Raw genomic sequence first — 17,543 nt, 5'->3', positions numbered from 1 at the left:
TCAGTTTGCGGCAGATGATTTCTGCCAAACGCCTTCGCGTTCCAAAAGTCTTGTCGCGGCCACCTGCTCTGCGGCACGCTTTGAGCGATCTACGCCCGTTTCCGGCGCAACGCCGGGTACTTCCACCGTCACCGTGAAACTCGGATCGTGGTCCGGTCCGGTGCGGTCGTCAATCCTGTAAAGCGGAGTCGTCGCAAATTTTGCATGCGCCCACTCCTGCAATTCCGTCTTGGCATCACGGCGACCGGCATCCACGCTCGTTGCCCGCTTCTGCCAGTATTTCAAAATGAAGCTACGCGCAGCCTCGAGCCCGCCATCCAGGTAGATGGTGGCAATCAGACTTTCCACGACGTCGGCACGCACGTTCAACATGGTCTTGCCGGTCAGCTTCTTCACGTCGGAGCCGGTGCGGATGAACAGGTGCAGGCCCATCTCATCGGCAATCGCCGCGCAGGAATCGGCACTTACCAGCTGGTTGAGGCGAACGGAAAGCTCACCCTCGCTAGCCGAACGAAACGTGGAAAACAGCAGTTCGGCGACACAGAGGCCGAGAACACGGTCGCCCAGAAATTCCAGACGCTCATAATTTCCGGCCTTGGAAGAACGGGCGCTTGCATGGGTCAAGGCCCGGTCGAGCCGGGCCTTTTCTCTGAAATTATATCCGATGAGGGCTTCCAGACGACCGATTTCCTCCATCGAAAGCGGTTTGGTCTTGCTCATTTGACGACCTTGAACAGGCGGTCCCAACGCATATTGGCTGGCCAATCCCAGACGCGGCTGAACGGCGTGTCGTTGCCCAGCGAGAAGAAGATAACGCTTGCGCGGCCAATCAGGTTTTCAGCAGGCACGAAACCGACGTCGAAACGGCTGTCCAGCGAGTTGTCGCGGTTGTCGCCCATCATGAAATAATGGCCTTCCGGCACGATGAATTCACGGGTGTTGTCGCCGCGCGAGTCTGGCGATTGGTCCAGCGTGTCATAGGTCACGCCATTATCCAGCGTTTCGCGGAAAACGGGCACGTTTGCGCCGGGATCGGCACGGTAATCGGAAGTGAAGACACCATCGGCCTGCTTTGGCACCGGCTGACCATTGATCAACAGCACGCCATTGGTGACCTGAATGCGGTCACCCGGCAGGCCGACGAGGCGCTTGATGTAATCGACATCAGGGTTCGGCGGCAGGCGGAAGACAACGACGTCACCGCGCTTCGGCTCGCTGAACTCGAGAATACGGCCCGAAAACAGGTTCGGGGAGAACGGCAGCGAATATTTCGAATAGCCGTAGGAGAACTTGTTGACGAACAGATAGTCGCCCACCAGCAATGTCGGCATCATAGAGCCGGACGGAATGGTGAAGGGCTGGAACAGGACTGTGCGGATGACCATTGCCAGAAGCAACGCCTGCACGATGACCTTGACGTTTTCCCAAAGGGCGCTCTGCTTCTTTTCAGCTTTTTCGGACACTTAAAGACCTGCCTGCTCGTTCTTCAATTTCAACGGACTTCTGTAAAGCCTGCTGCGTGAAGAAAGGTGACGCTCAGGCTTTAAATCTGTGTTCTGGCGCATGTCGTCTTTGCAAAATCGATGCGCACTTTTGGCGACATGCTTTAGAGCGTTTCCCAAACAAAAGAAAGCGTTTCCATGCTGCCAGCCAGCCGTAACCCCCTGTAACCGCGCAATTCAGCGTTATTTGGTTACCGGCAGGGCCTCGATTATGACAAAGGCCTGCGCGTAAGGAAACTCGTCGGTGATGGTGAGGTGGATGACAGCCTCATGCCCGGCGGGCAAAAGCTTGGCGAGACGCGTCGCCGCGCCATTGGTCAGGATCATGGTCGGCTTGCCGCTGGGCAGGTTGACGACACCCATGTCCTTCCAGAAAACGCCCTGCGCCAGACCGGTGCCCAAGGCCTTGGAACAGGCCTCCTTGGCGGCGAAGCGCTTGGCGTAGGAAGCGGCGCGGTTCTTGCGGCCATCCGACTTCGCCTGCTCGACGGCGGTAAAGCATCGATTGGTGAAACGGTCGCCGAAGCGGGAGATGGAGGTCTCGATGCGACGGATGTCGATGAGATCGCTGCCCATGCCTATAATCATTCAGTCATACCCAAAGCGGATTTTCGGTTGGCCACATGCTGCGCCAGCATGTGGTGCTTCTGCGCCCTGAAACTGCGGATGATCGCGTAAACGCTGACATAGGCGATGATGGCAGACAGCACAGCCGGAATGACTGCGCCGACCGTCATCGGCTCCAGCACGGGCCGCCACAGTTGCAGGAAATTCATATGGCTGAAGAGCGACACGAAATCCACGTGCGGGGATGCGCTACGGTCTCCCCGCCCGAGGATGAAGTGACCGAGTTCCCAGGTCGAAGCCCAGATCAGCGGAAATGTCAGGGGATTTGCAAAGGTCGTGCCGAGGGCGGCTGCCACCAGATTGGCTCTGAGAATGAAGCCGAGAACCATGGCGATGATGATATGCACGCCGAGAAAGGGCGTCCATGCGACTGCCACGCCAATCGCCACACCCGCCGCCACGGAATAGGGAGATGCAGACAGCCGCACGAGCCTCAGCTTCAAGTACCGAAGCGAACGGCGAAAACCCATGCGCGGCCATAGAGCGGCGCGCAATCGTTCAAGTGGTCCAGCGGGTTTACGGCGGCGAAACGGCATCAGAGGAACTTATTGCATCGTTTCGAATACGCCAAGGGCAAACCGCAGGCTGAACCCAAAGAGCGCATTTCATTTGCGCTCCGTATCATTCCACACCGGCATGGCCGGTATGCGTTTTTGCATTACTTGCGGAACATGCCGCGATCGACTTCGCGCTGGCGGAATTCCAGGTCGATGCGCGATACGGAGTCGCTGAGGTAATCGAATTCACGTTCCTGAGTGGTCTTGCCACGAACGGCACGGGCGATCTTGCGAAGGGGTCCAAACATCTTCTTTTCCTTTTCCAGATACATCGGCCACATCATCGGGTCTGTCCCGGCTGGCCGTTGTCTTGCTCTTGATTTCTGGAGTGAAGATAGTTCCGTTTACCGCCGATGACTACAGACAGGACAAGGCCGCTGCCATGCGCTGAGCGCATAACGACGGCCTTGAGTGTCAATTATTAGGCAAAACTGCCTCAATCGAAGGCACGTTTAACCGTAGAGACGCAGTCCAGGTCTTTGAGCTGTGACAGAAGCTGGTTCAGCTGGCGCAAATCCCAGACCTCGACATCGAGTGCCAGTTCGGAAAAGTCCGTGCCGATCCGCACCATGTTCAGTCCGCGAATATTCACGTCCAGCGTGGCGATGGATTGGGCGACGGATGCCAGCGTACCGGGTTCGTTCAGCGCATTGATCATCACCCGGGCCATGAAGCGGGATTTATTCGCCTCATCCAGATCCCAGCGCACATCGATCCAGCGTTCCGGCTCGTCATCGAAGCGTTGCAGCGCAGGCGACTGGATCGGGTAGATGGTGATGCCCTTGCCTTTTTCCATGATACCGACGATGCGGTCTCCCGGCACGGCACCCGCCGCCCCGAAATGCACCTCGACATTGTCAGACAGGCCACGGATCGGCAGCGGATCAGGTCCATCCAGCACTTCGGCAGCACCGTCATCTTCCAGCACGGAGCGGGATTTGCCCGGTATCTTGAAGATCATGCCAGACGCGCTACGCATATTGAACCAGCCATCGTCGCCGGTCATCTTCACGGTCACGCGTTCATCCTGATAATCAGGATAGACGGCACGCAGCACATCGAGCGAAGAAACCTCGCCGCGACCAACGGCGGCAATCGCATCCTCGACATCCTTCTGCGCCAGCCGGTGCAGCACGGGCTTCAGGCCTTCGCGCGAAAACGGCTTGCCGGCGCGCTCGAAGGTGCGCTCCAGAATGCGATGTCCGAGACCGGCATATTGTTTGCGAATGGCCATGCGGGTTGCGCGGCGAATGGCCGAGCGCGCCTTGCCGGTCACGACCACCTCTTCCCACGCGGCAGGCGGAACCTGCACGCCGGAGCGGATGATTTCCACCTCGTCGCCATTGTTGAGGCGCGTCACCAGCGGCATGATCCGGCCATTGATCTTGGCACCAACCGTTGTGTCGCCAATATTGGTGTGAACCGCATAGGCGAAGTCGATAGGCGTCGCACCACGCGGCAGCGCGATGAGCTTGCCCTTGGGCGTGAAGCAGAAGACCTGATCCTGAAACAGTTCGAGCTTGGTGTGCTCCAGAAACTCTTCCGGGCTATCGCCATCCGCCAGCGCCTCGATAGTGTGGCGCAGCCAGGAATAGGCGTTGGATTCCGGCGACAGCACATCGCCATCACCAATCTCGCCATCCTTATAGAGCGAATGCGCAGCAATACCGAATTCAGCGATCTCGTGCATGCGCTTGGTACGGATTTGCAGCTCGATACGCTGGCGCGACGGACCGACGATGGTGGTGTGGATGGAGCGGTAGTCGTTCTGCTTCGGGGTGGAGATGTAGTCCTTGAAGCGGCCCGGCACCACGCGCCAGCGGGTGTGGACGATGCCCAGCGCATCATAACAGGCGGGAATATCCTGCACCAGAATGCGGAAGCCGTAGACATCCGACAGCTGCTCGAACGACAGCGACTTGGATTGCATCTTACGGAAAACCGAATGCGGCTTCTTCTGGCGTCCCTTGACGTAGGCACCTTCAACGCCATTGGCGATCAAGAGCTCGCGCAGCTCGTCTTCGATCTTCTTGATGAGGCCCTGATTGCGCTCTTCCAGATCCTGAAGCCGCTTCGTCACGGTATCGAAGGCTTCCGGGTTGAGATAGCGGAACGAGAGGTCTTCCAGCTCGTCGCGCATGTCCTGCATGCCCATGCGTCCGGCAAGCGGCGCATAGATTTCCATCGTCTCTTCTGAAATGCGGCTGCGCTTGTCCTCGGGCATATGCTCCATGGTGCGCATATTGTGCAGGCGGTCTGCCAGCTTGACGAGGAGAACGCGCACGTCATCGGAAATCGCCAGCAACAGCTTGCGCAGGTTTTCGGCCTGCTTGGCTTTCTTGGTAACGAGATCGAGCTTCTTGAGCTTTGTCAGCCCTTCCACGAGGCGACCGATGTCTTCGCCGAACAGCTCATCGATTTCCGCGCGCGTGGCGCTGGTATCTTCGATCGTGTCATGCAGCAACGCGACCGCAATGGTCGATTCGTCCAGATGCATTTCGGTGAGGATGGCCGCGACTTCCAGCGGATGCGAAATATAGGGGTCGCCGTTGGCACGCTTTTGCTGGCCATGTTTTTGCATGGCATAGACATAGGCCTTGTTCAGCAAGGCCTCATTGGCTTCAGGCTTGTATTTTTGAACCCGCTCGACGAGTTCGTACTGTCGCATCATGTATGGGATGCCCCGAAAAAAAAGTGCGCCGATCTAGACCGACGCACACTGCTGCATAATCTGGGTTCAGATTATGACGACAAAGCTTTACAGAGCGTAACCGGTACCCTGCCCGGCTGCGCTTCGGTTAATCAATAGTCGTCGTTCTTTTCCGGCGGCACAAGGCCTTCGATACCGGCCAGAAGATCTTCTTCCGACATCTGGTCGAAGTTGATGCTTTCTGGCGCATCGTCGTCTTCTGCGTCGCTGGAAGAACCGGCGGCGGCAATCGAAACCGGATCGGGCTCTGGCTCGTCCACTTCCACATGCTTCTGCAGCGAGTGGATCAGGTCTTCCTTCAGGTCGTCAGGAGACAGCGTTTCGTCTGCAATTTCGCGCAGCGCAACAACAGGGTTCTTGTCGTTGTCGCGATCGATGGTGATCTGCGACCCCTGAGAAATCTGGCGCGCACGATGGCTGGCAAGAAGAACCAGTTCGAAACGGTTGTCTACTTTATCAATGCAATCTTCTACGGTGACACGGGCCATTGCCTGTCCTTTGCGGTCTTAATGTCGCGGATTACCCGTCCCGATACAGGCATTGGCCACAGATTTCAAGTTTTTCCTCATCCGTGCCGTTCACAAGCCCCTCTTGCCTCCATTTCCGCCAATTGGATTAAACTTTATCCATAATTGTTTGAAAGGGGCTGGACTGGGAGATAATGACGCTTATATGAATGCTTAATAATGTACTGACTCATGCGTTTATATTCGCAAGCCTGTTACTGTTTGAATTATTGGCGGGGAGCTCGCCTAGGAGGATTTAGTTTTAATGTTCGACCCACGCGAAAAAATTGCACTCTTTATCGATGGGGCCAATCTCTACGCCGCTTCAAAAAGCCTCGGATTTGACATCGATTACCGCAAGCTTCTGAAAGCGTTCCAGAAGCGCGGCTATCTGCTGCGCGCTTACTATTACACGGCGCTCATCGAAGATCAGGAATATTCCTCGATCCGCCCGTTGATCGACTGGTTGGACTATAATGGTTACAAGGTCGTGACAAAGCCTGCCAAGGAATTCACCGACGCCATGGGCCGCCGCAAGATCAAGGGCAACATGGACATCGAACTTGCTGTCGATGCCATGGAACAGTCCGAAACGGTGGACCATCTGGTGCTGTTTTCCGGTGACGGTGACTTCACGACGCTGGTGGATGCGCTGCAGCGCCGGGGCCGCAAGGTTTCCGTCATCTCCACCATGTCGACACAGCCGCCGATGATTGCTGATGACCTGCGTCGCCAGGCCGATCACTTCATCGATCTTCTGTCGCTGAAAGCAGAAATCGGTCGCGATCCGAGTGAACGCGCACATCGCGTTGCGGAACCGACCGAATCAGTCGAGTAACAATTCGCCAAGTTGTAATATCAAAGCGCGTATCCCTTAAATGGAATACGCGCTTTTTCGTTTTCAATAATAAAATTGAATATAATTTTAGCTCTTCATTAAGCATAAAAGTGTTCTCTACATTCCACTTTGACATGATTTGGGGTCGTGTCACGATGGTTTAGGGGACTACGGAATGAGCGGACAAACGGGCGGGCAACAGCTTGCGGAGAGACTTGAGTTTTTGGGTCTTGGCCCGCAACAGCGACAGGATCTTGCCGCACTGAAGCCCACCATCACGGCCTCGCTGGATGGATCGCTGGATGCCTTTTATAAAAAGGCACGCGCCGTAACGGACACGGCAAAGTTCTTCAACAATGAAGCCCATATCCAGCATGCCAAAACCATGCAGATCCAGCATTGGTCGCGCATTTCCTCGGGTTCTTTTGACAGCGATTACACCAAAGCCGTCACCGCCATTGGCCGCACCCATGCCCGCTTGGGCCTTGAGCCGCGCTGGTACATTGGCGGCTACGCCCTCATTCTGGAAGGCATCATCAAGGCCATCATCGAATCGGAACTGAAAGGTTTCATGGTCGAAAAGAAGGGCAAGAAGGTCGCCAAGGACATGACCATTGCCATCAAGGCCGCGCTTCTGGATATGGACTATTCGATCTCGGTCTATCTCGAAGCCCTGGCCGAAGAGCGTGCGAAATCCGAAAGCGAACAGCAGCGCATGAAGGAAGAACAGGCGCAGGCGCTTGCCGTTCTCAACACCGCGCTGAACCACATGGCGCAGGGCGACCTGACATCGCGCCTCGATGGCGATCTTGCGGCCGAATTCAACGAGCTGAAAAACAATTTCAACGTGGCGATCAGCAAACTCTCGGGCGCATTTTCTGAAATCATCGAGGAATCGCACAAGATTTCCGAAAACACCCGCGAACTCACCGCCTCCACAGATGACATGGCCCGCCGCACCGAGCAGCAGGCCGCATCTCTGGAAGAGACGGCTGCCGCTCTCGACCAGATCACCACCATCTCGCAGCAATCCGCCGCGCGCACCCAGCAGGCGCAGAACATCGTCAAGAGTTCCGCCGAGGAAGCCGAACGCTCACGCCACGTGGTGACCGAAGCCGTGGAAGCGATGAGCGCCATCGAACAATCGTCGCAAAAGATCACCCAGATCGTCAGCGTCATCGATGAAATCGCCTTCCAGACCAATCTTCTGGCGCTGAATGCCGGAGTGGAAGCCGCGCGTGCCGGGGAAGCTGGCAAGGGCTTCGCGGTCGTGGCGCAGGAAGTGCGCGAACTGGCCCAGCGCAGCGCCAACGCCGCCAAGGAAATCCGTGTTCTCATCGACAAATCGTCGCAGGACGTAACCAATGGCGTATCGCTGGTGAACCGCACCGGCGAAGCGCTCAACTCCATCGGCGGCAAGGTCGATCATATTCAAGACCATATCGGCGCCATTACCAAGGCCGTTCAGGAGCAGGCCATGGGCATTCAGGAAATTAATGCCGCCATTAGCAGCATGGATCAGCTGACCCAGCAAAACGCCGCCATGGTCGAAGAAACCAACGCCGCCACCCATGGCCTGAGCGATGTCAGCAACAATCTCGCCGCCCTTGTCAGCCGCTTCAACGTGCAGAAATCCATGCGCTACGAGCAGCCGAGTTATCGAGCCGCCTGACCGTCCCTGCCTCTAATGTTACGTTGAAAAACGCCGTGCGATCCCGATGGATCACACGGCGTTTTGTTCATTCGCCCATAGTGTATCAATCTGCCGTGAACGGTCATCTGTCGATATTGAAAACATTTTAGTTCATTCGTTTTTTCTTATGGTAATGCTGCGGATAATTGTATCAAATGGGCCGGATAACAGGCTGATTTGAGATCGGCGCGGCAATAAAAAGAACAGATTACAAAGGCCCATGGAAGGTATCGCTTCTAAAGAACAACGTCGTCTGGCAGCGCTCGAAAGCTACAATGTCCTTGATACGCCGCGAGAGCAGGATTTCGATGACATTGCGCAGCTGGCCTCCGCCATTTGCGGCACCCCCATTGCGGTGGTGAACCTGATTGGCGATGGCAGGCAGTTCTTCAAGGCCGAAGTAGGTTTGGGCGTGCGCGAAACGCCGCTAGACAGTTCTTTTTGCGCAAGAGCCATTCTCGAACAGGATTTCATGGTCGTACCGGACGCGACCAAAGACCCGCGCTTCGACTGCAATCCGCTCGTCACAGGCGCGCCGCATATCCGCTTCTACGCTGGCGCGCTTTTGAAATCCGACGATGGCCTGGCCATCGGAACGGTTTGCGCGCTGGGCTATGAGCCGCAGGAGCTGTCGGAGTCGCAAAAGGCGTCGCTAAAGGCCCTCGCCCGCCAGGTCATGTCGCAGCTTGAGTTGCGACGCACCATGCAGGGCATGTCGCATGATCTGGCGTTGGAGCGCCGCCTTTCAGCAAAGAGACAGATTCGCGCCAGCAAGGTCGGCGCACAGAACGAAGAACTGCTGGTCAACGACGCCCGCTCCAAGGCGGCTCATGATGCAGGGCGCATCGGCATTTTCGAGGTCGATCTCGAAACAGACGCCATGATCGTTTCCGAAGAATTCTGTCGCATTTTCGGCGTGCCGGAACACCGCAATTATCAGGCATCCGTATTCCAGAAGCTCATTATCGACGCGGACAAGAAGACCGCCTCGGAAGCCGCAATCAAGGGCGATACCAACGCGCCGCTGAGTGTGGAATATCGCATTCGCCGTGGCAACGACCAGCGTGTGCGCTGGGTGGCGCGGCGCGCTCAATTCATCGAAAACGAGTTCGGCAAGCCGACCAAGATGATCGGCATCGTCATCGATGTCACCGATTCCAAGCGCAAGGATGCCCGCATCGCCGCGCTTCTGACCCTTGGCGACCGTCTGCGTGTCGGCAAGACGGTGGAGGATATTTCCCGCATCACCGCTGAAATTCTGGCCGAAGGCCTTGCCGTCAGCCGCGCCGGATATGCGACAGTCAACAGCGCCACCGACAATTTCTTCGTTGAATTCAATTGGCTGGCGCCCAATGTTCCCTCGATTGCCGGTCATCATTCGGCAAGCGATTTTAGCGCCACGATTACCCGTCTTGAGGTTGGTGATACGCTGGCCGTACCCAACATCAACGCCGCCAGCTGGCTGGAAGAGGATTTGGACGCCTATATCGCCATGGGCGTGCGCTCCTTCGTCATGGTGCCCATCATCGACCGGGGCGTGCTTGTCGGCGTGCTCTTCGCCCATGATTCCAGACCGCGTTTCTGGAGCAAGCTGGAGCTCGATTTCGCTTGGGGTGTAGCCGACCGTGCTTATGCCGCCATTGCGCGGCTGAATGCCGAATCGGAACAGCGGCTGCTCAATCAGGAGCTCAGCCACCGCCTCAAGAACACACTGTCCATCGTTCAGGCCATTGCCGCGCAGACGCTGCGCAACGTCACCGAAAAAGACGCCGTCGCTGCTTTCAACGGTCGCCTTCACGCGCTCAGCTCCGCCCATGACGTTCTGCTTCAGCAATCATGGTCCACAGCGCGGCTGCGTGATGTCATCGGCAAGGTCATGCATCTTCATGCTGGCGATGGCAAAATCGTCATTTCCGGCCCGGAGGTTCCGCTTGGACCCAAAGCCGGTCTTTCCCTCTCCCTGCTGCTGCACGAGTTGGGCACGAACGCCATCAAATACGGCGCGCTTTCCACCGATGCAGGCGTGGTGAACATCAGCTGGCATGTTTCGGATGATACGGAAAAGCCCATTCTGACGCTGAAATGGGAAGAAAAAGGCGGCCCGCCCGCCGCCGAGCCCGAACGTCGCGGCTTCGGCTCTCGCCTCATCCGTATGGGCATTGCCGGTACGGGCGATGTGGAGAAAAACTTCACGCCAAGCGGCCTGATCGCGACTTTCCGCGCGCCGCTATCGCTTGTCATGGAACTCGGCGAGTAATCTCAGAAAATAATCAGCGCTGAGGGACGCGGCTTAGCTCGCGCCGCCCTTGAGAAGACGCGATTTCTGGCGGTTCCAGTCGCGTTCCTTCTCCGTCTCGCGCTTGTCGTGCAGCTTCTTACCCTTGGCAAGCGCCAGTTCCAGCTTCGCCCGGCCCTTGTCGTTGAAGTAAATCTTCAACGGCACCAGCGTCATGCCTTCGCGGTTGATGCCCACGCGCATGCGGTTGATTTCCCGCTTGGATAACAGCAGCTTGCGACGGCGGCGCGGCTCGTGGTTGAAACGGTTGGCCTGCAGATATTCCGGCAGATGCGAGTTGATCAGCCAGATTTCATTGCCCTCATCCGACGCATAGGATTCGGCAATATTCGCCTTGCCATCGCGCAGGGCTTTGACCTCCGTGCCAGTCAGCACGATTCCAGCCTCGTATGTATCGAGGATTTCGTAGTTGAAGCGAGCCTTGCGGTTTTCCGCAACGATCTTGTTTACGACACGCTGACTGCCTTTGGGGGCCATGTTTCAATCCGTCTTTTATTCATCCGCAATGATCTGCGGTTCGGTCCCCTATGTAGTGGCAAAGGTGCCGAAAGTGAAGGTGCGCCGTTACCAGCGCACCTCGGCTTTATTTCAGTTGATCAGGCCTGCATGTTTCAGCGCGGCGTCGATGGCGGTTTCCGTTGCTGGTTCCAACGTGTCCATCAGTGGCGAGCGGACCTTGCGGCTGCCATTGCGGGTGCGTGACAGAGCATATTTCGTGCCGCAAACGCCGGGCTCGATGAAGATGGCCTTGTGCAGCGGCATGAGGCGATCCTGATATTCCAGCGCCAGTGCATAATTTCCGGCAAGCGTTGCCGCCTGAAACTCCGCACAGAGACGCGGCGCGACATTGGCCGCAACGGAGATACAGCCAACGCCACCATGGGCGTTGAAGCCGAGCGCCGTTGCATCTTCGCCAGACAGCTGGACGAAGTCCTTGCCACAGGCAATGCGCTGCTCCGACACACGGTCGATCTTGCCGGTCGCGTCTTTGACGCCGACGATGTTCTTATGCGCCTTGACCAGCGCGCCCATCGTTTCCGGCGACATGTCGATGACGGAGCGCGGCGGAATATTGTAGATGATGATGGGCAGCGTCACCGCTTCGGCAATGGCGGAGAAATGCGCAAACAGGCCCTTCTGCGTCGGCTTGTTGTAATAGGGCGTCACCACCAGCAGCGCATCTGCGCCCACTTCCTGCGCATGCAGGGCAAGCTCAATGGCTTCACGGGTGTTGTTGGAGCCTGCGCCAGCAATGACCGGAACCCGTTTGCCCGCCGTTTCCACGCACAGTTCAACGACCCGTTTGTGCTCGTCATGGGACAGGGTTGGAGATTCCCCTGTGGTTCCGACAGGCACGAGGCCGCTGCTGCCTTCGGCAATCTGCCACTCCACATGGGCGGCAAACGCCGTTTCGTCCACAGCGCCATCGGCGGTGAACGGCGTAATGAGGGCGGGAATGGATCCCTTGAACATGCAAAACTCCTTGCGGTGAGCCAGTTCATGCTTCAGCCGCATTCCATGATTAAAACGATGTCACATTAGTGTGGGGCAAAGCCACCGACAAGCGGGCAAAAGCGTCTTTTGAGCCTCGAAACGCAAATAGTTTCAGAGCTTGTGAATACGCTGGAATTGCACCCGACAAACAACGGGCAAAGCGCCTAACAAAGCCGTCTCTGACCGAAATTTGATCGAATGCGAGGTGTCTCGGTAAGGTTTCGTTAATGCTGAAAGCGGCTAATGGAAGGCATATGATCCGCCAGAGATCGGCCCGCAAAGATCGGTTTCCGGTGCAGGCTTGAACACAAACTTGGGGTGGCTGAGGCGAGCCGTTCCGAAGTCGCGAGTAGAGGCATGAAGAAAACAGCTTTGAGCTTGGTGGCCGCGGGCCTTGCCGCAACCGTGTGGAGCGCCTGGGCAGGCCCGGCCCCTGACGGCGTTGTGCCCTTGCCCTACGTCAAACCGAATGCACCCACCGTGCCTGCCTTTTTGCCTGCGACACCCGATGTTACCGGCTCCATCATTCGCCCCAACGCCCCGCTTGACGTATCGGACCTGAAGGCCGGTCTCGATGCTCTGTCCAGCCGCGATGCGTTGCGCGCCATTTCCATTCGCAACGCCCTGCCCGCCACCAGCCTCGACCGTCACATTCTGACATGGGCCATTGCGATCTCTGGCCAGAAGGATGTTGCGTCCAGCGAAATCGCCATCGCCCAGAAGGAACTCGCCGGTTGGCCGGGCGTCGCTACCTTCCGCGCCAATTCCGAACGCGCACTTTTGCGGGAAAACCCGCCCGCAGCGCAGGTCATCGCCACCTTCGGCACCACCAGCCCGGAAACGCCGGAAGGCACGATTGCGCTTGCATTGGCGCTGAACGCATCCGGCAACTCGGCGCAGGCGCAAAAGCTCATCCGCCAGCTATGGGCCAGCGAAGGCATGGATACGGATCTGGAAGATCGGGTCATGGCCCAGTTTCCCGGCCTTCTCTCGGCTGTCGATCACAAGGCGCGCATGGATTACCTGATGTATCGCAGCCGCGTGAGCCAGGCGAAGCGCTTTGGCGATCTCGGCAAGGCGCCGTCGCTCTACACCGCATGGGCCGCCGTGCTGCAAAGAACGAAGAATGCACCGGCAGCACTCACTGCCGTCAGCCCCGAACTGCGCAATGATCCCGCCTATCTATTTGCTCGCGTGGAAAGCCTCCGCCATCAGCAGAAATACGAGGACGCCGCAAAGCTGCTGGCGCAAGCGCCGAACGATCAGGCAAAACTCGTCAATCCCGGTGAATGGTGGAACGAGCGGCGAATCATCGCGCGCGGGCTGGCCGATCTCGGCGATTTCAAGCAGGCCTACCTCATCACCGCCAACCACTCGGCGACATCGGCGGTGGATATTGCCGATGCGGAATTCCACGCCGGCTGGTACGCGCTGCGGGCGCTGCAAAACCCGGCTGCGGCGGCGAAACATTTCAACGCGCTACTCGCGACTTCGAACCGTCCACTTTCATCGTCGCGCGCCTATTATTGGCTGGGCCGCGCCGCCGAAGCTGGCGGGCCTGGCAATGCGCGTGACTTTTTTACCAAGGCAGCAGCCCACCCCGGCACATTCTACGGCCAGCTGGCGGCAGCGCGAATCGGCACGACGACGATCAATGTCACCTACCCTTCCCCCACGGACGCGGACAGACATACCTTTGCCGACCGCGAAGCGGTGCGCGCGATAGAGCGGCTGGAAGCGGCTGGCTATAGCTGGCGCGCAGATAGCCTCTACCGTGCATTGGCCGAACAGATCGACAGCCCCGGCGAACTCGCGATTCTCGCCGCGCGTGCGGAAAGAAACAACAATCATCAGGTCTCGCTGCAAATCGGCAAGACCGCCTTCAGCCGCGGTATCGATGCCGCAGCCCTCGCCTATCCCATTGGCGTTATTCCCGGCAGCGCCAATATTTCCGGCTCCGGCAAGGCGCTGGCTTATGCCATCGCCAGACAGGAAAGCGCGTTTAACCCCGCAGCCGTCTCCCCTGCCAATGCGCGCGGCCTCCTGCAACTTCTGCCTGGCACCGCAAAAGGCGTCGCCAGCCGCCACGGCATGGACTTCACCCAAGCCAAGCTGACGACCGACGCCGGCTACAACGCCACGCTCGGCGCGCACTATCTCGGCGAACAGATCGACAGCTTCGGCGGCTCCTACATCCTCACCTTCGTCGCCTATAATGCAGGCCCCAAACGCGTCCCAGAATGGATCACCCGCTACGGCGACCCCCGCGGCAAACCCATCGACGACGTGGTCGACTGGATCGAACGCATCCCCTTCCCCGAAACCCGCAACTACGTGCAGCGGGTGATGGAAAACTACCAAATCTACAAAACCCGCCTCGGCGAAAAAGCCGACATCGTCTCCGACCTAAGGAACGGCCGCCCGGGCTGAGTGACACGCAAGAGGCGAGCAAGATGTAAAGCGCCGAGAGATCGGCGCTTTTTTTGTTCGCCAGCGCTGGTTGCTCGCTTCAACCAGCTCGAAGTGCACACGCGCCAACTGAAAACGAAAAAGCCCGGCTCAAGAGCCGGGCTTTCCATCACTGACTGGAAGTCAGATCAGATTAGAAGTCGCGCTGAAGGCGAACGAAGCCAGTGACCTGGTCCTTAGAACCGTCACGGTCAACGTAGTTAGCAGTAACCTTGCTGGAGAAGCCATCGGTGATCTTGTAATCAACCGTTACGCCAGCGCGCCACTCGTCGTTGTTCGTGAAGTCGTTCAGGTAGTAGGTGGACGTGGTGTTAAGACCAAGTACGCCAGGTGCAGTGTCAAGCGTTGTGGTGTCCGCAACATTGCCAGAATACTGGAATGCAGGCGTAATCGTCAGCTTGTCGGTTGCCTTGATTGCATATTCAACTGCAACGGCCCACTCAGATTCAGCGTAGTAAGCGTTGTAGCCGGAAGCCCAAACACCTGCCAGGCCGAGAGTGCCAGGACCGATGTCAGCAAATACCATCGCGCGAACCGCGCCTTCTTCCTGATCTACGTCGTAAGAACCGATCAGCTGAAGGGTAGCTGCGCCGAACTTTGCGCCAACGCCGCCAGTGATACCAACGTTGTTGTCAGCTTCGCGCGAAGCTGTGGTGAATACAGGTGCGCCACCTACGAAAGTAACGCCGGTAACGAAGTTGTTCTTGCCTTCAAGTTCGTCGACCGAAACGCCAGCCCAGAAAGAGCCTGCATCGTAGGTGTAACGAATGGAGTTGAACAGTGTGTTCGTGGACAGAACGTCGGTTTCGCCCGAGAGATCATCATCCCACCAGCTGTAGAACTTGCCGACCTTCAGGCCGCCGAGCTCAATAAATGCCTGCTGGATGTTGAGGCCAGAATCGCCATCACGGTCAGCATCGCCACGGAACTCGATGAAACCACGCAGAGCGCCGAGCTCGGTGTCTGTGCGAGTGTCAACGTTGAACTGGGCGCGTGTAAAGGAATCCCAATCAGACGTGCCGGATTCGTCACGACCGAAGTCTGTCTGGAAACGAATGTAACCGCCGAACTTCAAGCAAGTTTCGGTGCCTGGGATGTAGAAGAAGCCAGTGCCGAAAGCGTCGCAAACGCGAACGTATTCGAGGGGCTCAGGCTCAGCAGCGACGATAGCGTCAGCAGCCTGGGCGCCGGATACTGCTGCGAGAGCCGCAGCGGAGCCGATCAAAAGGCTCTTAATGTTCATGGTTGACCTCCAGTCAAAGTGGTTCAAGCAACAGTGGGAATGCAGAAATTGCTGTGCTGCTCTGTGATTGATTAAACTGAAAAGGTGAGATTCGCGCAATCGTGAAGGAAACAATTTCGTCACAATGCAGTCCGCTTCATGCCACGCTGTTGCCAATTCGCTACAAATTGATCCTTGCAACGTGAGAGTGTTACCCAACCATTAACGCAAGCCTTTGTGAAAACCGTCCGCCATAAAACTTTTCTCACAGCTCCAAACGAAAAAACCCGGCTCGAAAGCCGGGTTTTCCTTCACTGACAAAAGTCAGATCAGATTATTAGAAGTTACGCTGCAGGCGAACGAAGCCGGTGACCTGATCGTCACGACCATCTTCGTCGTAGTAGTTTGCAGTTACCTTCGTTGTCAGGCCGTCAGTGATCTTGTAGTCAACCGTTACGCCAGCAGTCCAAGCATCGCGGTTAGACCAATCCGAGTTGCGAACTGTGGAAGAGTCGCTGGAGATTGCAGTACCGAGAACGCCGGTGGCAGCACCAGCAGAGTTGATGCGAACTGCATCAGCAACATTGCCGAACCACTGAGCGCCAGGGGTGATCGTCAGACGATCAGTTGCCTTGATTGCGTATTCAGCAGCAACTGCCCACTCAGAGCGCGTGTAGTATGCGTTTGCGCCGGAGGAGTAAACACCAGCTAGGCCGAGTGTGCCAGGACCGATGTCAGCAGTGCCCATCAGACGAACAGCGCCTTCTTCACGGTCGGTGTCGTAGCCGCCGATCAGCTGAAGCGTGAAACCGCCGAGCTTTGTGCCAACGCCTGCTGCGATGCCAACGTTGTTATCAGTCTCGGACGGACCAGCAAACGCACCTACCGGAGTAGTTACAACTGGACGAACACGGCTACCGAAGCCTTCCAGCTCATCAACCGAAACGCCAGCCCAGAAAGAGCCTGCGTCGTATGTGTAACGAACGGAGTTGAACAGCGTAGCGGAGTTGATGTAGTCGGTTTCGCCAGACAGGCTGTCGTCCCACCAGCTGTAGAACTTACCGACTTTCAGGCCACCGAGTTCGATGAATGCCTGCTGAATGTTGAGGCCGGAATCGCCATCACGGTCAGCATCGCCACGGAATTCGATGAAGCCACGCAGAGCGCCGAGTTCGGTGTCCGAACGGGTGTCAACGTTGAACTGAGCGCGTGTGAACGAATCCCAGTCAGACGTACCGGAAGCGTCGCGAGCAACAGTTGTCTGGAAACGGATGTAACCAGAGAACTTCAGGCAGGTTTCGGTGCCTGGGATGTAGAAGAAGCCTGTGCCGAAAGCGTCGCAAACGCGAACGTATTCGAGGGGCTCTGGCTCAGCAGCGACGATTGCGTCGGCAGCCTGGGCGCCAGATACTGCTGCGAGAGCCGCAGCGGAGCCGATCAAAAGGCTCTTGATGTTCATGTTGACCTCCAGTCAAGTTTCAAAAGGGTCTGGGTTCTTAAGCTGAAGGACAGCATTCCCTGCCCCATTCCCGTGTTTTTTGAAAACGGACGATCCACCGCCTCGCTTTCGTTGGTGAAAATACAAAAGGCTGGCGCGCTTGCAATCCGCAAAAGCAGTTATGACAGTTT

At 57.2% G+C, this 17,543-nt stretch carries 15 protein-coding genes; 4 read left to right on the top strand and 11 right to left on the bottom strand.

The genetic code is table 11. The annotated features are described in order from the left end of the window. The 7 genes from rnc to rpoZ form a co-directional block, all read right to left on the bottom strand. A complete protein-coding gene (gene rnc, locus ABUK73_RS05140; protein ID WP_113087128.1) occupies positions 1–720 on the bottom strand; it encodes a ribonuclease III in 720 nt (239 codons plus the stop codon). Next, positions 717–1,463 (bottom strand): signal peptidase I, encoded by a 747-nt coding sequence (gene lepB, locus ABUK73_RS05135; protein WP_113087129.1) that lies wholly within the window; start codon positions 1,461–1,463, stop codon positions 717–719. The genes rnc and lepB overlap by 4 nt, the downstream gene beginning before the upstream one ends. Positions 1,464–1,685: 222 nt before the next feature. After that, the gene (acpS, locus tag ABUK73_RS05130) at positions 1,686–2,090 is read right to left on the bottom strand and encodes a holo-ACP synthase (protein WP_113087130.1); all 405 of its coding nucleotides are present in this window, start codon (positions 2,088–2,090) and stop codon (positions 1,686–1,688) included. After that, entirely contained in the window at positions 2,087–2,665 is a 579-nt protein-coding gene (locus ABUK73_RS05125) for a DUF2062 domain-containing protein (protein ID WP_113087131.1), read from the bottom strand. The genes acpS and ABUK73_RS05125 overlap by 4 nt, the downstream gene beginning before the upstream one ends. Positions 2,666–2,787: 122 nt before the next feature. Further along, complete coding sequence (locus ABUK73_RS05120; RefSeq protein ID WP_077106133.1) at positions 2,788–2,934, bottom strand: DUF3563 domain-containing protein; 147 nt, start codon at positions 2,932–2,934, stop codon at positions 2,788–2,790. A 188-nt stretch (positions 2,935–3,122) separates the two neighbouring features. After that, entirely contained in the window at positions 3,123–5,357 is a 2,235-nt protein-coding gene (locus ABUK73_RS05115) for a RelA/SpoT family protein (protein WP_353576318.1), read from the bottom strand. 131 nt (positions 5,358–5,488) lie between these two features. Further along, a complete protein-coding gene (gene rpoZ / locus ABUK73_RS05110; protein WP_113087133.1) occupies positions 5,489–5,884 on the bottom strand; it encodes a DNA-directed RNA polymerase subunit omega in 396 nt (131 codons plus the stop codon). A gap of 283 nt (positions 5,885–6,167) precedes the next feature. Between rpoZ and ABUK73_RS05105 the strand changes: the two genes are divergently transcribed. The 3 genes from ABUK73_RS05105 to ABUK73_RS05095 all read left to right on the top strand — a co-directional run bounded on the left by ABUK73_RS05105 (position 6,168) and on the right by ABUK73_RS05095 (position 10,690). After that, positions 6,168–6,740, top strand: coding sequence for a LabA-like NYN domain-containing protein (locus tag ABUK73_RS05105; protein WP_113087134.1), 573 nt, complete (start codon positions 6,168–6,170; stop codon positions 6,738–6,740). Positions 6,741–6,915: 175 nt separating this feature from the next. Further along, positions 6,916–8,412 carry a methyl-accepting chemotaxis protein gene (locus ABUK73_RS05100; RefSeq protein WP_353576317.1) on the top strand — a complete coding sequence of 499 codons (1,497 nt, stop codon included), beginning with the start codon at positions 6,916–6,918 and terminating at the stop codon, positions 8,410–8,412. Positions 8,413–8,653: 241 nt separating this feature from the next. Then, positions 8,654–10,690, top strand: coding sequence for a GAF domain-containing protein (locus tag ABUK73_RS05095; RefSeq protein ID WP_353576316.1), 2,037 nt, complete (start codon positions 8,654–8,656; stop codon positions 10,688–10,690). A gap of 33 nt (positions 10,691–10,723) precedes the next feature. Here the strand turns inward: ABUK73_RS05095 and smpB are convergent, their stop codons facing one another. Further along, complete coding sequence (smpB, locus tag ABUK73_RS05090) at positions 10,724–11,206, bottom strand: SsrA-binding protein SmpB (protein WP_113087137.1); 483 nt, start codon at positions 11,204–11,206, stop codon at positions 10,724–10,726. Positions 11,207–11,317: 111 nt separating this feature from the next. Then, the gene (dapA, locus tag ABUK73_RS05085) at positions 11,318–12,202 is read right to left on the bottom strand and encodes a 4-hydroxy-tetrahydrodipicolinate synthase (protein ID WP_113087138.1); all 885 of its coding nucleotides are present in this window, start codon (positions 12,200–12,202) and stop codon (positions 11,318–11,320) included. A 378-nt stretch (positions 12,203–12,580) separates the two neighbouring features. On the opposite strand from dapA, the gene ABUK73_RS05080 reads away from it, so the two are divergent. Continuing rightward, positions 12,581–14,653, top strand: coding sequence for a lytic transglycosylase domain-containing protein (locus tag ABUK73_RS05080; protein WP_353576315.1), 2,073 nt, complete (start codon positions 12,581–12,583; stop codon positions 14,651–14,653). A gap of 172 nt (positions 14,654–14,825) precedes the next feature. Here the strand turns inward: ABUK73_RS05080 and ABUK73_RS05075 are convergent, their stop codons facing one another. Both ABUK73_RS05075 and ABUK73_RS05070 read right to left on the bottom strand, forming a co-directional pair. Further along, positions 14,826–15,935, bottom strand: coding sequence for a porin (locus ABUK73_RS05075; RefSeq protein ID WP_353576314.1), 1,110 nt, complete (start codon positions 15,933–15,935; stop codon positions 14,826–14,828). 316 nt (positions 15,936–16,251) lie between these two features. Further along, the gene (locus tag ABUK73_RS05070) at positions 16,252–17,373 is read right to left on the bottom strand and encodes a porin (protein ID WP_353576313.1); all 1,122 of its coding nucleotides are present in this window, start codon (positions 17,371–17,373) and stop codon (positions 16,252–16,254) included. Between the last annotated feature and the right edge of the window lie 170 nt (positions 17,374–17,543).

This window comes from Agrobacterium vacciniicorymbosi (genome assembly GCF_040427045.1).
Lineage (GTDB): Bacteria > Pseudomonadota > Alphaproteobacteria > Rhizobiales > Rhizobiaceae > Agrobacterium.
Note: the sequence above shows the minus strand (reverse complement) of the source record. Positions and strands in the feature narration are given on the sequence as shown.

Coding starts and splice junctions, on each gene's coding strand:
- ABUK73_RS05105 (WP_113087134.1), top strand. CDS start 6,168: ATGTTCGACCCACGCGAAAAAATTGCACTCTTTATCGATGGGGCCAAT.
- ABUK73_RS05120 (WP_077106133.1), bottom strand. CDS start 2,934: ATGTTTGGACCCCTTCGCAAGATCGCCCGTGCCGTTCGTGGCAAGACC.
- smpB (WP_113087137.1), bottom strand. CDS start 11,206: ATGGCCCCCAAAGGCAGTCAGCGTGTCGTAAACAAGATCGTTGCGGAA.
- ABUK73_RS05125 (WP_113087131.1), bottom strand. CDS start 2,665: ATGCCGTTTCGCCGCCGTAAACCCGCTGGACCACTTGAACGATTGCGC.
- dapA (WP_113087138.1), bottom strand. CDS start 12,202: ATGTTCAAGGGATCCATTCCCGCCCTCATTACGCCGTTCACCGCCGAT.
- ABUK73_RS05115 (WP_353576318.1), bottom strand. CDS start 5,357: ATGATGCGACAGTACGAACTCGTCGAGCGGGTTCAAAAATACAAGCCT.
- ABUK73_RS05075 (WP_353576314.1), bottom strand. CDS start 15,935: ATGAACATTAAGAGCCTTTTGATCGGCTCCGCTGCGGCTCTCGCAGCA.
- rnc (WP_113087128.1), bottom strand. CDS start 720: ATGAGCAAGACCAAACCGCTTTCGATGGAGGAAATCGGTCGTCTGGAA.
- ABUK73_RS05080 (WP_353576315.1), top strand. CDS start 12,581: ATGAAGAAAACAGCTTTGAGCTTGGTGGCCGCGGGCCTTGCCGCAACC.
- ABUK73_RS05095 (WP_353576316.1), top strand. CDS start 8,654: ATGGAAGGTATCGCTTCTAAAGAACAACGTCGTCTGGCAGCGCTCGAA.
- acpS (WP_113087130.1), bottom strand. CDS start 2,090: ATGATTATAGGCATGGGCAGCGATCTCATCGACATCCGTCGCATCGAG.
- ABUK73_RS05100 (WP_353576317.1), top strand. CDS start 6,916: ATGAGCGGACAAACGGGCGGGCAACAGCTTGCGGAGAGACTTGAGTTT.
- rpoZ (WP_113087133.1), bottom strand. CDS start 5,884: ATGGCCCGTGTCACCGTAGAAGATTGCATTGATAAAGTAGACAACCGT.
- ABUK73_RS05070 (WP_353576313.1), bottom strand. CDS start 17,373: ATGAACATCAAGAGCCTTTTGATCGGCTCCGCTGCGGCTCTCGCAGCA.